Genomic DNA, 14,524 nt, shown 5'->3' on the forward strand with positions numbered 1-14,524 from the left:
GTACTTTAGGATGTAAAGGTTTTTAGAACTCGGCGTTTAGTGGTGTTCTTGGGTAAGGGATCACGTCTCTAATGTTCCCCATACCTGTGGCAAACTGTACCAGCCTTTCAAAACCTAAACCAAACCCGCTGTGTACGCAGGTACCAAATTTACGGGTGTCCAGGTACCACCAGAGTTCTTTTTCATCAATATCCAAAGCCTGCATCTTCTGCTTCAAAACATCGAGGCGTTCTTCCCGTTGTGAACCTCCCACAATCTCTCCAATTCCGGGGAAGAGGATGTCCATGGCACGAACTGTTTTTCCGTCTTCATTTAAACGCATGTAAAAGGCTTTTATGTTGGCAGGGTAATCAAATAAGATCACCGGGCATTTAAAATGCTTTTCTACCAGGTAGCGTTCATGCTCACTTTGCAGGTCGGCTCCCCATTCTTCTATGATATAGCTGAATTTCTTCTTTTTGTTGGGTTTTGAACTTTTTAAAATGTCTATGGCTTCGGTATAGCTCACTCTCTTAAAGTTGTTTTCAACAACAAACTTCAGCTTGTCGGTAAGGCTCATTGCGCTGCGTTCGGCTTCGGGCTTTGCCTTATCTTCATTTGCCTGGCGCTCTTCCAAAAATGCCAAATCATCCTTGCAATTGTCCAGCACATACTTCAGCACATACTTTATAAAATCTTCGGCTATGTCCATGTTGCCGGCAAGGTCGCAAAATGCCATTTCGGGCTCTACCATCCAGAATTCAGCAAGATGGCGGGAAGTGTTTGAATTTTCGGCTCTAAAAGTGGGGCCAAAAGTGTAGATCTGCCCCAGGCCTAAGGCGTAAGTTTCCCCCTCAAGCTGCCCCGATACGGTAAGGTTGGTTTCCTTTCCGAAGAAATCTTCTTTGTAATCTATAGATCCGTCTTCTTTCCGCGGGATATTATCAAGGTCAAAAGATGTCACTTTGAACATTTCCCCTGCACCTTCGGCGTCACTGCCCGTAATGATAGGGGTGTTCACATAGTGGAAATTATTTTGCTGAAAATAGCTGTGAATGGCAAAAGCAAGCTTAGACCTTAGCCTCATTACCGCGCCAAAAGTGTTGGTTCTCACCCTAAGGTGCGCCTGCTCCCTAAGCTTCTCTAAAGAATGCCTTTTTGGTGACAAAATGGTGTATTTTACTTCTTCGGGATCGGCATCTCCAAGAATTTCAACTGCATTTGCCTGTACTTCCACTTTTTGCCCGCTCCCCTGACTCTCCACCAGGGTTCCGGTTATTTTTATGGCCGCACCAACAGTGATGCGTTTCAAAGTATTTTCGCTTAGCTGCTCGTAATCTACCACGCATTGCATGTTGTTAATGGTAGAGCCGTCGTTAAGGGCAATAAACCGGTTGCTCCTAAAGGAGCGTACCCAACCTTTTACTTCAACTTCCTGTAGATACTGAGTGCTTTCTAAAAGTTCTGCAACTTTTCCTGTGATCATCTTTTTCTATTTGAAGAGCAAAGATAATTTTTCCGCACTTGCCTTACAAGTAATAAAATAAAGGCTTCTGGCAAAAAGATCTCTCAAAAATCACATTTTTGAGCCCCCGTCTTCCTGATTCTCTTCGGAATCTTCTTCCTCCGGAATAATATCTATGGCTGGTTCCCGCAGTACATCTTTGTTGGCGATTTCTTTCTGAAGTGAAAGAAGTAAAGCCGGAAGCAGCATGAGGTTAGAGAGCATGGCAAATAAGAGGGTGGCCGAAACCAGCCCGCCCAGGGCCACGGTGCCGCCAAAACTGCTTATCATAAACACCGAAAAGCCAAAGAAAAGCACAATTGATGTGTAAAACATGCTCACCCCGGTTTCCCTAAGTGCTGCATAGACCGATCTTTTGACCTTCCAGTTATTGGCCTTGAGCTCCTGCCGGTACTTGGCGAGAAAGTGTATGGTGTCATCTACCGAAATTCCGAAGGCAATGCTAAAAACAAGTATGGTAGAAGGTTTTATTGGAACACCAAGGAAGCCCATCATTCCCGCTGTTACCAGTAATGGCAGTAAATTGGGAATAAGCGATACCAGGATCATCTTGAACGAACGGAACATCCAGGCCATGATCAAGGCAATAAGAAAGATGGCAAGGCTCAGGGAAATGACCAGGTTCTTGACCAGGTAATTTGTTCCTTTCTGAAAAATTAATGCCTTCCCGGTCATTTCTACCGAAAACCGGTCTTCAGGAAAGATCTGGTTGATCTTTGGCCACAGGTCTTCTTCAATTTCTTCCATTTCCTGGGTGCCAATATCTTTCATAAATGTGGTCATGCGCGCATACTGGCCGGTGCTGTCTACAAAAGAAGTTAGCAGGTTGCTGCCACCGGCGTCCAGGCCTTTTGCATAGGGCAGGATAAAGGTCCTCTCCTGGGAAGTGGGCAACTGGTAATATTTTGGATTGCCATTGTAGTAAGCCTGTTTGGCATATTTTACCAGGTTCACGATCGAGACGGGCGGTGAAAGCTGTTCTTCTTCAGCAATAAGCTCCTGAAGTTCTTCCATTTTCTTCAGGGTAGGCAGCTTCATCACACCCTGTTCCCGTTTGGTGTCGATGAGAATTTCCAGGGGCATCACGCCGTCAAATTCCTCTTCAAAGAACTTGATATCTTTAAAGAATGCTGCTTCCTGAGGCATATCCTCCAGCAGGCTACCCGAAACTTTTATGGTGTAAATGCCAATGATGCTTGTTACCAGCAAGACCAGCGAAATAATAAAGATGGCAATGCGGTGGTGCTTTACCATTCTTTCCATCCAGTCTACGAAGCCGCCAATCCACTTTTTATTGAGGTGCTTGAGGTGTTTTTCCCGCGGCACATTCATATAGCTGTAAATAATTGGAATAATGAGCAGGCTCAAAATAAAGATCGCAATGATATTTATGGAAGCTACAATCCCGAATTCCTTGAGCAGGGTACTTTCGGTAAGTATAAAAGTGGCAAAGCCCGAAGCTGTGGTAAGGTTGGTCATTAAGGTGGCATTCCCCACTTTAGTGATCACGCGTTGCAAAGATTTTGCCTGGTTACCGTGTTTCTTGATTTCCTGCTGGTATTTGTTGATAAGGAATATGCAGTTGGGGATGCCTATCACGATTATTAAAGGCGGAATGATGGCGGTGAGCACGGTGATCTCGTAATGCAACAGCCCAAGTACCCCAAAAGCCCACATTACCCCAATAATTACGGTGATCATTGAAATTACTGTAGCGCGAACACTTCGGAAGAAAAAGAAGAAAATAAGCGAGGTCACCAGCAAAGCGGCACCAATGAACAGGCCTATTTCGTCAATAATATTCTGCGAATTGAGCGTGCGTATATAGGGCATCCCCGATACGTAAACATTGAGCCCGTATTGCTCTTCAAAATTTTCAACTAACGGAATGAGGTCTTCTACCACAAATTTTTTCCGTTTGCCGGTGTTGACGATATCCTTGTCCAGGTAAATTGCGGTTTGTACCGTGTTGGAATGCCTGCTGTAAACCAGACCTTCGTAAAATGGCAAATCCTGAAATAATTTTTCCCGGTACTCTTTTACCTGACCTTCGCCGGGCTCATCTTCTGAAATGAACGGAACCATTTCAAAGCGGCCGGGATCTTCAAATTTTTCCAGCTTTTGTAAGTTGCCTACTGCCACAGTGAATTCAACTTCAGGGAAGTTGTTAAGGCTGTCGGCCAGTTTGTTCCAGGCGGTGAAGTTTTCGGGCGTGAAGAGGGCTGTATCATTAACGGCCATGACAATAACATTGCCTTCTTCCCCAAATTTCTTCAGGAATTCCTGGTATTGCAGGTTAATGGGATCATCATCTGGCAGCAGGTTGGCTTCAGTATAGGAAAACTTCATGTTTTTCCACTGTAGCGCCAGGAAAACAGTGCATGCGGCAATCAGGGTCAGGATGAGGATCCTGTTCCGAAGAATAGTGCGCGCAACAGTATTCCAGAACTCAAAGCCGAGGATTTTAGACATGGGAGTAAATTGTTTTGCAAAGGTAAGAAAGCATGTAAACTTTTGGCAGTGCAGCCGTGCCGAAAAAGGACAAAAAAAGCGGCTTAAAAAGCCGCTTTTTGAAAGGTATTGATCGTCTTTGGGTTAGACGGTCATGATCTCTTTTTCTTTGATAACAAGGATCTTGTCTATCTTTTCAATATAGGCATCGGTAAGTTTCTGGATTTCTGTTTCTCCCGATTTTTGAAGGTCTTCAGAAATATCGAGCTTCTTGATGTCCTGGTTTGCGTTCTTACGATCGTTGCGAACCCCTACTTTTGCATCTTCAGCTTCGGCTTTTGCCTGTTTTGCCAGTTCACGACGACGTTCTTCGGTTAAGGGCGGAACATTGATGATCACGCTGTCTCCGTTGTTCATTGGGTTAAAGCCGAGGTTGGCCTGCATTATGCCTTTTTCAATGGCTGTGATCATGCTTTTTTCAAATGGCTGAATGGTAAGCGTGCGCGCATCGGGCGTATTCACGTTGGCCACCTGGTTGAGCGGCGTCTGGCTTCCGTAGTAATCTACTCTTACGCTGCCAAGCATTGCCGGAGTGGCTTTCCCGGCCCTGATGTTGAGAAGTTGCTTCTCTAGGTGAACAATGGCCTTATCCATTGCTTCTTTTGTGCTATCAATGATAAAATCTAACTCGTCGTCCATTTCTAAAAATTAATTTTTAAAAACTATATAAGTCTGGTTCGTCTAAAAATTTACTTTGGTGCCTATCTTTTCTCCGGTTACCACTTTTTCAAGATTGCCGGGTTTGTTCATGTCAAAGACAATTATTGGCAATTTGTTTTCCTGGCTAAGGGTAAAAGCAGTAGTGTCCATCACCTTCAATCCTTTGGTAAGCACATCGTCAAAGCTGATAAAGTCAAATTTCTTGGCTTTTTTGTCAATTTCGGGATCTGCAGTATAGATACCATCAACCCGAGTGCCTTTTAGAATAACATCGGCGTGAATTTCAATAGCGCGTAAGACTGCTGCGGAATCTGTGGTGAAATATGGGTTCCCTGTACCTCCTCCAAAAATGACCACCCGGCCTTTTTCGAGGTGCCTCATGGCTTTTCTTCTAATGAAAGGTTCGGCTACTTCATTGATCTTTATGGCCGATTGAAGCCGGGTTTGGATGCCGGTATCTTCAAGGGCCGATTGCAGTGCGAGGCCGTTAATTACCGTGGCCAGCATTCCCATGTGGTCTCCGGTCACGCGGTCCATCCCGCGGCTGGCACCTGCAACACCCCTAAAGATATTGCCGCCGCCAATGACTATGGCTACTTCCACCCCCTTGTCTGTCACGGCTTTTATTTCCCTGGCATATTCGGCTAAACGTTCGGGATCGATCCCGTATTGACGAGAGCCCATTAGAGCCTCGCCCGAAAGTTTTAGTAAAATTCTTTTGTAATGCATCTGCGTGATTTGATGGGTTGTGCAAAACTAAGGAAATTATCTTTGTGTTACAGGCTGCTTAATTCCAAAAAACATTAAAAGCTTTACAAAATGTGGAAATGCTTAAGGGATGAATCATTATTGTGGTTGAGCTGATAAAAATGAGGTTGAAAATGCCATTTTAAAGAGGTATGGGAAATGAAGAGTCAAGAGGCAAGAGTCAAGAGCCAAGATGAATGAAAATAATTCTTCCGCTGTTTTGAACTTTGAAAGATTTTTTCAGCATTTAAAGATGCAGGTTTTTTTTGGAGAGCTATTGGGTTTAACACAAAAAAACCTATAAGTTTTTAAAACCTTGCAGGTCTGCTTCAGTTCAACCGCTGAAGGGTATAACAAAAAACCCGCTCCTTTTCAGAAGCGGGTTTTGATATAAAAAGTTAGTGCTTATCCTAAAGCAACTCTTTCAAAAGCTACCACCTTAAGGTTGGCATCTTCAGATTTTACGTATTCAGCAACAGACATTTTGCTGTCTTTGATGTAATCCTGGTTTACAAGTGTGTTGTCTTTGAAGAAACGCTTGATTTTACCTTTGGCGATATTGTCAAGCATGCCTTCCGGTTTGCCTTCCTGTCTAAGCTGATCTTTGGCAATCTCGATTTCTTTCTCGATGATAGACTGGTCAACTCCTTCTTCGTTAAGGGCCACAGGGTTCATTGCAGCTGCCTGCATAGAAACGTTCTTGGCGATTTCTTCGGCTCCTGCAGTTTGTTCAGAAAGTCCTGTAAGAACAGCAATCTTGTTTCCGGCGTGGATGTAAGAACCTACGAAAGGAGCTTCAAGGGTTCTAAAGTCCCCAATTTCGATTTTCTCACCTATAACTCCGGTTTGCTCAGTAAGTTTTTCCTGAACTGTAATGCCTTTGTAATCCTTTGCAAGTAATTCTTCTTTAGAATTTACGTTCAAAGCAAGATCGGCGAAATCTTGTGCAAGTTGAATGAATGATTCGTTCTTAGCCACGAAATCTGTTTCACAGTTAAGGGAAACGATCACACCTCTGGTGCTGCCTTCGTTTACTGTAGCGATCACGGCTCCTTCAGAAGATTCTCTGTCGGCACGGTTCGCAGCAACTTTTTGGCCTTTTTTACGAAGTACTTCAATAGCTTTATCGTAATCTCCTTCGGCTTCAACCAGTGCTTTTTTACAATCCATCATACCGGCACCGGTAGCTTTTCTCAATTTATTTACTTCTGCGGCGGTTATATTAGCCATAGTCTTAAATGTTTTTTATTAAAAAAATAAGTCGTTTAGTCAAATTCAAAGGGAATGCAACCAAACGACTCACAGATCAATGTTATAAACTTCTATTCTTCTTCGTCGTTAGAGTCTGCATCGGCCAAAGTCTCTTTTTTAGACTTTAGTCTTACATCTTCCTGAGCTTCTTTCATGTCTTTTTGATCTTGTGGATCTGATGAAACAGCTTCGGTCTCTAATCTCGGCTTTCTTGCTTTAGGAGCTTTTTTTGGCTTGTCTTCTCCCTGGTCTTCATCTTTAGAATCTTTTCCTGAAGCTTTTCTGTCAGAAAGACCTTCTACGATAGAATCGGCCACGTAAGAAACTACTTTACTAATTGATTTAGAAGCATCATCGTTTGCAGGGATCACATAATCCACATCTCTTGGATCTGAATTGGTGTCTACCATTGCAAAAATTGGAATGTTTAATTTTTGAGCTTCTTTAACCGCGATGTGTTCACGAGTGATGTCTACCACGAATAGGGCACCTGGAAGGCGGCTCATATCGGCAATAGAACCTAAGTTTTTATCTAACTTAGCTCTTAAACGATCTACTTGTAAGCGTTCTTTTTTAGAAAGGGTGTTGAAGGTACCGTCTTTCTTCATTCTGTCAATAGAAGCCATTTTCTTAACAGCTTTACGAATAGTAACGAAGTTGGTCAACATACCCCCTGGCCATCTTTCGGTGATGTAAGGCATGTTAGCTTTTTCGGCTTGTTCAGCAACAATTTCTTTTGCTTGTTTTTTGGTAGCTACGAAGAGTATCTTTCTACCGCTGGCTGCAATTTTGCTAAGGGCCTCACCGGCTTCCTGCATTTTAGCAGCACTCTTGTATAGGTTGATGATGTGAATCCCGTTGCGCTCCATGTATATGTAAGGCGCCATGTTTGGGTTCCATCTTCTTGTGAGGTGTCCAAAATGTACACCTGCATCAAGTAATTCTTTTACTTCTACTTTGTTTGCCATTTTTGTAATAGTTTACGTTCTGTTGAATTAGCAACAACCAGGTGGCGATATCATATCAGGCCCTGACCGTTTAGATGCTAAACTAACCACCGGCACTTCGTCAAGCTTAGTGTGACTCCGGAGTAACAACAAAAATCTAATGATTTAAATGAACTTTTTGGCGCTTTAAAACACCAAATAATATTAACGTTTAGAGAACTGGAATTTCTTACGGGCTTTCTTCTGACCGAATTTCTTACGCTCAACCATTCTCGGGTCTCTTGTAAGTAGTCCTTCCGGCTTAAGAGTGCTTCTGTTCTCGGCGTCTACTTCTACCATAGCTCTTGAAAGGGCAAGGCGAATAGCTTCTGCCTGTCCTGTAATTCCGCCACCGTAAACATTTACTTTGATGTCAAAGCTCTCACCGTTCCCGGTCATGTTTAGAGGCTGTCTTACTTTGTACTGTAGCGTGCTTGTAGAGAAGTAATCCTTAACGTCTTTTTTGTTTACAGTGATGTTCCCGCTTCCTGTAGAAACGTACACACGTGCAACAGCCGTTTTTCTACGGCCAATTTTGTGAATAACTTCCATTACTTAAGATCGTTTAAGTTAATAGTTTTTGGCTTTTGCGCCTGAACGTCGTGTTCAGCTCCTGCAAAAACTCTTAGGTTTCGGAAAAGATCTGCTCCAAGTTTGTTTTTTGGTAGCATTCCTTTTACTGCATTTTCCACAAGTCTCTCTGGACCTTTAGTGAATAATTCCGAAGCAGTAAGGCTTCTTTGACCCCCAGGATAGCCGGTGTGGCGAATGTACTCTTTTGAGTCCCATTTCTTTCCTGTTAAGTTGATCTTCTCGGCATTGATAACAACTACGTTATCACCGCAATCAACGTGTGGGGTAAAATTAGCTTTGTACTTTCCTCTTAGCAGCTTTGCTACTACAGAAGAAAGGCGGCCAAGGGCCTGTCCTTCAGCGTCTACAACAACCCACTCCTTGTTTACAGTGGCTTTGTTGGCAGAAACCGTTTTGTAGCTTAATGTGTCCACACTAATTAAATTTACTTAATAATTAAACATTCCATTCCCTGCATAAAACAGGGGTGCAAATGTACAACTATAAATTTATATTGCAAATGGCACTTTCATTAATTTATTGGGTTTGAATAAACTGATTTTCAGTAAGATTTGGTTTTGCCTCCAAACAGGCATTTTATCCTATTATAAGAGAGCCTGAATCTTCTTCTTTTATTTTTCTTTTCTATTCTTTTTTTCTGAAGGAATTCTCGATAGTACAGCCCCCGTATTCAAAAGGCTTAATCGATAAAGAACACAAAATCACCGACTAACGGAATATTTTGTGTTAAAAAATTATTAAAAAAGATTAACTGAAATTATCTTTGCCACCTGTTTCAATGAAAAAGAAAAAAGAAGACGAAATGAAAAAGTATTTACAAAGAGTGATGATGGGCGGAGTAGGTTTAGGTATGTTAATGTCCTGTACTGCAGAGAGTGTAAGTGACGATGCGCTTTCCCTTAATGCCACAACTTCTACCGTGCCTACACAGGATCTTAGCATGAACGACCTTGCCGGAACCTGGAACATGTATTCCATGACCTCAATTGGCGAAGGAAAAACCGTAGATTTTGACGGAGATGGTAATTATACCTATAACCTTCTTGAAGAAACCGACTGTTTTGACAATATGTTTTTTGTTTTTGAAACCAACGGAGATGTATTAACCGAACAGGCCAGGTTGTATTTTGACGCTTCAGGAAAATTTACCTGTTCAACAACAGGTCGTTATGCTGCTACATACCAGATTAATGGGAATGAACTTACAGTTACTTTCACAGTGAACGGCATAGCATACACACAGTCTAAAACCGTTTCCCGCTATAGTGAAAATGGAAAGGAATATTTGAAAGTTACACTAACTGAAGCCGAGACCGATTCGGCTGTTTATGTGGCTGATGACCCGGGGAACACCGTAGCGTCAGATATTAAACAAATTGATATGGTGTATCAAAGACAGTAAAAGTAATTTTCACCCTTAAAAAAAGAATCCCCAAAAATGTCATTTTTGGGGATTCTTTTTTTAAGGTCTAAGGATTAATGAATTTAATAGTCCTTAGATCTTAGCCCTTAATCCTTCCCCTAGTGTGCTTCCAGCCAGTTTTCTCCAAGGCCAAGCTCTACTTCTAAAGGAACTTCCATCTTAAAGGCGTTTTCCATCTCGTGCTTCACCATTTTCTGAATGTCCTGCAATTCGGGGCGGTACACGTCAAAAACAAGTTCATCATGCACCTGCAACAGCATTTTTGTGCGGTAGTTGCCTTCCTGTAGTTTCTGGTGAATATTAATCATGGCCAGCTTGATGATATCGGCGGCACTACCCTGTATTGGGGCGTTCACGGCATTTCTTTCTGCGGCACTGCGCACCATCTGGTTGCGGGAATTAATGTCACGCAAATACCTTCTTCTGCCCAATACGGTTTGCACATAACCGTGTTCCCGGGCAAATTCTACCTGTTCGCTTATGAAATTCCGAAGTTTTGGATAGGTTTTGTAATAGGTGTCTATAAGTTCTTTTGCTTCTCCTCTGGAAAGTTCGGTTTGATTGCTAAGCCCAAAAGCCGAAACCCCGTAAACAATTCCGAAGTTTACCGTTTTAGCGTTGCTGCGCTGCTCCCTGGTTACTTCTTCTATAGGAACATTAAAGACTTTTGCAGCAGTAGAAGCGTGAATGTCCTGGTTTTGTTGAAAAGCAGAGATCATGTTGTCTTCCTTGCTCAAAGCGGCAATAATTCTCAGTTCTATCTGTGAATAATCGGCGGCCAGCAGCACGTGATCAGGGTCTCTGGGAACAAAGGCTTTTCGCACCTGTCTTCCCCTTTCGGTCCTAATGGGGATATTCTGCAGGTTCGGGTTGTTGGAACTCAGCCTTCCGGTGGCGGCAACCGTCTGCATATAATCGGTATGTACCCGGCCGGTAGTGGCGTCTACCTGTAGTGGCAGGGCATCAATATAAGTGTTCTTCAGTTTTACGAGTCCGCGGTAATCCAGTACCTGCCGTACTATCTTATGCTGCGGAGCCAGGGCCGAGAGGATCTCTTCTCCCGTAGAATACTGCCCCGACTTTGTTTTCTTTGGTTTCTCCACCAGTTTCAGCTTTTCAAATAAAATGATGCCAAGCTGTTTTGGGGATCCAATATTAAACTCTTCGCCCGAGGTCTCAAAAATGTCATTTTCGAGCTGCTTTATATCTTTATCTAATGCTTCGGAAAGGCTGGCAAGAAAATCTTTGTCCAGTTTTATCCCTTCCAGTTCCATATCGGCCAGTACGCGTACCAGCGGGATTTCGATGTCATTGAAGAGCTTTTCGGTATTTGCTTCCTTTAATTCGGGGGTAAAATGCTGTTTCAGCTGGAGGATCACATCGGCATCTTCTACACTGAATTCAGTTTGCTGCTCCAGCGGAATTTCGCGCATGGATTTTTGGTTCTTTCCTTTTCCCAGCAATTCTTCCGCAAAAACAGGAGAATAATTAAGGTAGGTTTCTGAAAGTACATCCAGGCTGTGGCGCATATCGGGGTTGATAAGGTAATGCGCGATCATGGTGTCAAAAAGCGGCCCTTTAAACCTGATGTTGTACTTGGCCAGTACCTTAATATCGTGTTTTAGGTTTTGCCCCACTTTTTCAATGTCTTCAGCTTCAAAGAAAGGGCGAAGTTTCTCCATCACCTGCATGGCTTCGGTTTTATCTTCGGGAACCGGCACATAAAAACCTTTCCCGGCTTCCCATGAAAATGCCACGCCGATTATTTCTGCGGAAAAAGGGTTGAGACCGGTGGTGGTGAATTCAAAACACACACATTTTTGCTTCATTAAATTCTGAAGGAAAAGCTCTGTGGCCATACCTGAATTTACGCTTTGATAAACATGGGGCACATCTTTTATGGTCTTTCTGCCCGAAAATTTTTCCACACTTTCGGATGCTTCAGCTCCAAAAAGGGAAAATTGCCCGGCTCCTGCCTGGCGTTCCTGGGCTTTTGCGGTAGCTGTGCTCGTTACCTGTGTGGGCCGCGCTGTTTCCTCGCCAGAAAATAGCTTCAGAAATTGCTCTTTTAGACGCCTGAATTCAAGCTCCTCGAAGATCTCCTGTACCTTTTCGGCATCGGGCATGGAGAGTTCGTAATCTTCAGCATGAAACCGCACATCACAATCGGTCATAATGGCGGCGAGTTTTTTGGAGATCATGCCCTGTTCGGCATGGGCCTCTACTTTTTCGCGCATTTTGCCTTTGAGCTTGTCGGTATTTGCCAGCAGGTTTTCCATGCTGCCAAACTCCTTCAGGAATTTTTTGGCAGTCTTTTCGCCCACCCCGGGAAGTCCCGGAATATTGTCTACGGCATCGCCCATCATTCCAAGAAAGTCTATTACCTGCTCGGGCCGTTCCACGGCAAATTTCTTCTGAACTTCGGGGATGCCCCAAATTTCAATCCCGTTACCCATGCGGGCAGGGCGGTACATAAAGATATTTTCAGAAACAAGTTGCGCAAAATCCTTATCGGGCGTTACCATGAAGACTTTATAGCCTTCTTTTTCTGCCTGTTTTGCCAGGGTGCCAATAATATCATCGGCCTCACAGCCGGGCAGCACTACCACCGGGATATGCATGGCGGTCAATATCTCCTGGATGTAAGGAATGGCTTTTAAAATGGGTTCGGGCGTGGCATCGCGGTGCGCCTTGTAGGCTTCAAACAATTCGGTGCGGGCGGCACTGCCTTCCTTGTCAAAACAAACGGCTAAATGATCGGGTTGTTCCCGCCTAATTACATCAAAAAGGGAATTCATGAACCCCATAATCGCCGAGGTGTCAAGGCCTTTTGAGTTGACTATGGGATTGTTGATAAAAGCGTAATATCCCCTAAAAATAAGGGCGTAAGCATCGAGAAGGAACAGGCGTTTTTGTTCGGGCATGGATAAAATTTTAAGAGGATAAATTTACGAAACTCAAATTAGTATTGGGTAGTGAGTATGATGATCAGTTAACAGTTAACAATGATAATGGATCAGGAATTAAATTTTATAAATACCATCTAATGTTCAGGAATAATAATAAAGCCCTCTCAGTTTTCAAAAAAATCTGTGAGGGCTTAAATTTTTATGGTAGTTATAGCTGAACGCTAAACCGCTACTTCTCTGTTCTTGTTTTTGAAACCGTAGAAAAAGATATAAGCGTAGCACAACATCACAAGGATAAGTGCGAGATTAAATCCGAAGGAATCTGTGAGGTATCCAAAGGCGGGAGGAATTATGGCTCCACCTACGATCATGGTGCAAAGTACCCCCGATCCCTGTGGTTTGTTGTCGCCAAGCCCGTCAAGTGCCAAACTGAAAATTGTGGGGAACATGATAGAATTGAACAGCCCTACTGCGATAAGCGTCCACATGGCCACAAGGCCTGTTGTAAGGTTAGAGATCAATACCAGCCCAATAGCACAGGCCGCAAAAGTGCTAAGTACCACTGCCGGGTTGAGGATCTTGGTGAGGTAAGACCCAATAAAGCGGCCAATCATGGCCCCGGTCCAGTAAAACGTCACAAATACACCCACTACAGCCATATCTGTAGAAGTGGTCACGCCCGAAGACAGGATCAACTCGGCGAGGGTTCGCATAAAAGGGGTTTCCCTAATCACATCGGGCAGGTTTAGGCTTAAGAAATAGTTTACCATGTAAGAACCAATGGCAACTTCGGCACCCACGTAAAAGAAAAGTCCGAAGGCACCCATTACCAGGTTCCGGTCTTTGAGCACCACGCCGTAATCATTCGAAGCTTCGGTATCTGTTACCTTCGGAAGGTTCACAAAAAGGAAAACCAGCGCAATCAATATGATAAAAATGGCAATTCCGAGGAAAGGCGTTTGTACGGCTGCAGCTTCCGAAGCATAATATTTGATCTGTTCGGCTTCGGTCATGTAGGCAATCTCTTCTTTGGTCATCACTTTGTCGCTAAGGATGAACAAAGCACCCAGGGCCGGCGCGATGGCAGTTCCCAGGGAATTAAATGCCTGGGAAAGGTTAAGCCGGCTCGAAGCGGTTTTTGCCGGCCCCAGTATAGTGACATATGGATTGGCCGCCACCTGCAGGATGGTGATCCCGCCCGCCAGGATAAAATAACCCAGCATAAACACACCAAACACCCGGTAAGATGCCGCAGGCCAAAACAGGAGGCAGCCCGTGGCCATGGTGAATAATCCCAGTACAATCCCTTTTTTATATCCTATTTTGGAGAGCAGCCAGCCCGCCGGGATTGACAATAAGAAATAGGCACCAAAAAAGGCAAATTGAACCATCCCTGCCTGGAAGTACGAAAGCGTAAAGACTTCTCGTAACCTGGGGATAAGCGAGTCAACCAGCACGGTAATAAAGCCCCACAAAAAGAAGAGGACGGTAAGAAAAATAAATGCGGTGCGATAGGATTTTTTTTGTTCCATTTTTTAAATGTAGTGTTTAGTAGGAATGTTTGCTATTGGTGGCCCTGTTTTGCCATACTGCTTTCAGGGCATGAAAATCTTGTAGCAAAGGCCGAAAAAGATATTCCCCGGTGGGGGTGTCGTAAACAGATCGGCAATTTGCCATTTTTGACAGGTTAGGGCAATCATTATCAGGGGAAACTGTAGCTGCTCTGGCTGCACCACGGGAGGTGTTTTTTATGAAATGTTGTGTTTCCAAGTCAGCTAAAGCACAGTTAAAGAAAAATTTGCCGTAAATGTATGAAAACTGATCCAGAAACCGGCTGCCTGTAAGGCTGGGCCTGTATGAGAATGCTCAGGTTTTCTGCTGAAAATTTACTGGTCTGTTTTATACCCTTTTACAAAGCCCAAACATAGAATTTTTCCTG

12 protein-coding genes are annotated in these 14,524 nt (G+C 43.7%); 1 reads left to right on the plus strand and 11 read right to left on the minus strand.

The genetic code is table 11. The features are described from left to right. Window positions 1–22 precede the first annotated feature (22 nt). The 8 genes from asnS to rplM form a co-directional block, all read right to left on the minus strand. Window positions 23–1,465 carry an asparagine--tRNA ligase gene (asnS, locus tag JRG66_RS08730; protein ID WP_265162381.1) on the minus strand — a complete coding sequence of 481 codons (1,443 nt, stop codon included), beginning with the start codon at window positions 1,463–1,465 and terminating at the stop codon, window positions 23–25. 90 nt (window positions 1,466–1,555) lie between these two features. Then, window positions 1,556–3,976 carry an efflux RND transporter permease subunit gene (locus tag JRG66_RS08735; protein ID WP_265162382.1) on the minus strand — a complete coding sequence of 807 codons (2,421 nt, stop codon included), beginning with the start codon at window positions 3,974–3,976 and terminating at the stop codon, window positions 1,556–1,558. A gap of 123 nt (window positions 3,977–4,099) precedes the next feature. Beyond that, the gene (gene frr / locus JRG66_RS08740; protein WP_265162383.1) at window positions 4,100–4,654 is read right to left on the minus strand and encodes a ribosome recycling factor; all 555 of its coding nucleotides are present in this window, start codon (window positions 4,652–4,654) and stop codon (window positions 4,100–4,102) included. 42 nt (window positions 4,655–4,696) lie between these two features. After that, a complete protein-coding gene (gene pyrH, locus JRG66_RS08745; protein WP_265162384.1) occupies window positions 4,697–5,404 on the minus strand; it encodes a UMP kinase in 708 nt (235 codons plus the stop codon). A 423-nt stretch (window positions 5,405–5,827) separates the two neighbouring features. Continuing rightward, window positions 5,828–6,652, minus strand: coding sequence for a translation elongation factor Ts (gene tsf, locus JRG66_RS08750; RefSeq protein ID WP_265162385.1), 825 nt, complete (start codon window positions 6,650–6,652; stop codon window positions 5,828–5,830). Between the two features lie 92 nt (window positions 6,653–6,744). After that, complete coding sequence (gene rpsB, locus JRG66_RS08755) at window positions 6,745–7,641, minus strand: 30S ribosomal protein S2 (protein WP_265162386.1); 897 nt, start codon at window positions 7,639–7,641, stop codon at window positions 6,745–6,747. A 183-nt stretch (window positions 7,642–7,824) separates the two neighbouring features. Beyond that, window positions 7,825–8,211, minus strand: coding sequence for a 30S ribosomal protein S9 (gene rpsI, locus JRG66_RS08760; RefSeq protein WP_265162387.1), 387 nt, complete (start codon window positions 8,209–8,211; stop codon window positions 7,825–7,827). Further along, window positions 8,211–8,666 carry a 50S ribosomal protein L13 gene (gene rplM, locus JRG66_RS08765; protein ID WP_265162388.1) on the minus strand — a complete coding sequence of 152 codons (456 nt, stop codon included), beginning with the start codon at window positions 8,664–8,666 and terminating at the stop codon, window positions 8,211–8,213. Before rplM ends, rpsI begins: the two co-directional genes overlap by 1 nt. A 389-nt stretch (window positions 8,667–9,055) precedes the next feature. On the opposite strand from rplM, the gene JRG66_RS08770 reads away from it, so the two are divergent. Beyond that, complete coding sequence (locus tag JRG66_RS08770; protein ID WP_265162389.1) at window positions 9,056–9,655, plus strand: lipocalin-like domain-containing protein; 600 nt, start codon at window positions 9,056–9,058, stop codon at window positions 9,653–9,655. A 119-nt stretch (window positions 9,656–9,774) separates the two neighbouring features. Here the strand turns inward: JRG66_RS08770 and polA are convergent, their stop codons facing one another. The 3 genes from polA to JRG66_RS08785 form a co-directional block, all read right to left on the minus strand. Further along, entirely contained in the window at window positions 9,775–12,600 is a 2,826-nt protein-coding gene (polA, locus tag JRG66_RS08775; RefSeq protein ID WP_265162390.1) for a DNA polymerase I, read from the minus strand. Between the two features lie 206 nt (window positions 12,601–12,806). Beyond that, the gene (locus tag JRG66_RS08780; RefSeq protein ID WP_265162392.1) at window positions 12,807–14,117 is read right to left on the minus strand and encodes a sugar MFS transporter; all 1,311 of its coding nucleotides are present in this window, start codon (window positions 14,115–14,117) and stop codon (window positions 12,807–12,809) included. A gap of 16 nt (window positions 14,118–14,133) precedes the next feature. Beyond that, window positions 14,134–14,355: a hypothetical protein gene (locus tag JRG66_RS08785; protein WP_265162393.1), complete on the minus strand. Its 222-nt coding sequence runs from the start codon at window positions 14,353–14,355 to the stop codon at window positions 14,134–14,136. Window positions 14,356–14,524: the final 169 nt, after the last annotated feature.

It is taken from the genome of Salinimicrobium tongyeongense (assembly GCF_026109735.1).
Taxonomy (GTDB): domain Bacteria; phylum Bacteroidota; class Bacteroidia; order Flavobacteriales; family Flavobacteriaceae; genus Salinimicrobium; species Salinimicrobium tongyeongense.

Excerpts from the sequence above, each read along its gene's own strand:
- asnS (WP_265162381.1), bottom strand. The coding sequence starts at position 1,465 with ATGATCACAGGAAAAGTTGCAGAACTTTTAGAAAGCACTCAGTATCTA.
- JRG66_RS08735 (WP_265162382.1), bottom strand. The coding sequence starts at position 3,976 with ATGTCTAAAATCCTCGGCTTTGAGTTCTGGAATACTGTTGCGCGCACT.
- frr (WP_265162383.1), bottom strand. The coding sequence starts at position 4,654 with ATGGACGACGAGTTAGATTTTATCATTGATAGCACAAAAGAAGCAATG.
- pyrH (WP_265162384.1), bottom strand. The coding sequence starts at position 5,404 with ATGCATTACAAAAGAATTTTACTAAAACTTTCGGGCGAGGCTCTAATG.
- tsf (WP_265162385.1), bottom strand. The coding sequence starts at position 6,652 with ATGGCTAATATAACCGCCGCAGAAGTAAATAAATTGAGAAAAGCTACC.
- rpsB (WP_265162386.1), bottom strand. The coding sequence starts at position 7,641 with ATGGCAAACAAAGTAGAAGTAAAAGAATTACTTGATGCAGGTGTACAT.
- rpsI (WP_265162387.1), bottom strand. The coding sequence starts at position 8,211 with ATGGAAGTTATTCACAAAATTGGCCGTAGAAAAACGGCTGTTGCACGT.
- JRG66_RS08770 (WP_265162389.1), top strand. The coding sequence starts at position 9,056 with ATGAAAAAGTATTTACAAAGAGTGATGATGGGCGGAGTAGGTTTAGGT.
- polA (WP_265162390.1), bottom strand. The coding sequence starts at position 12,600 with ATGCCCGAACAAAAACGCCTGTTCCTTCTCGATGCTTACGCCCTTATT.
- JRG66_RS08780 (WP_265162392.1), bottom strand. The coding sequence starts at position 14,117 with ATGGAACAAAAAAAATCCTATCGCACCGCATTTATTTTTCTTACCGTC.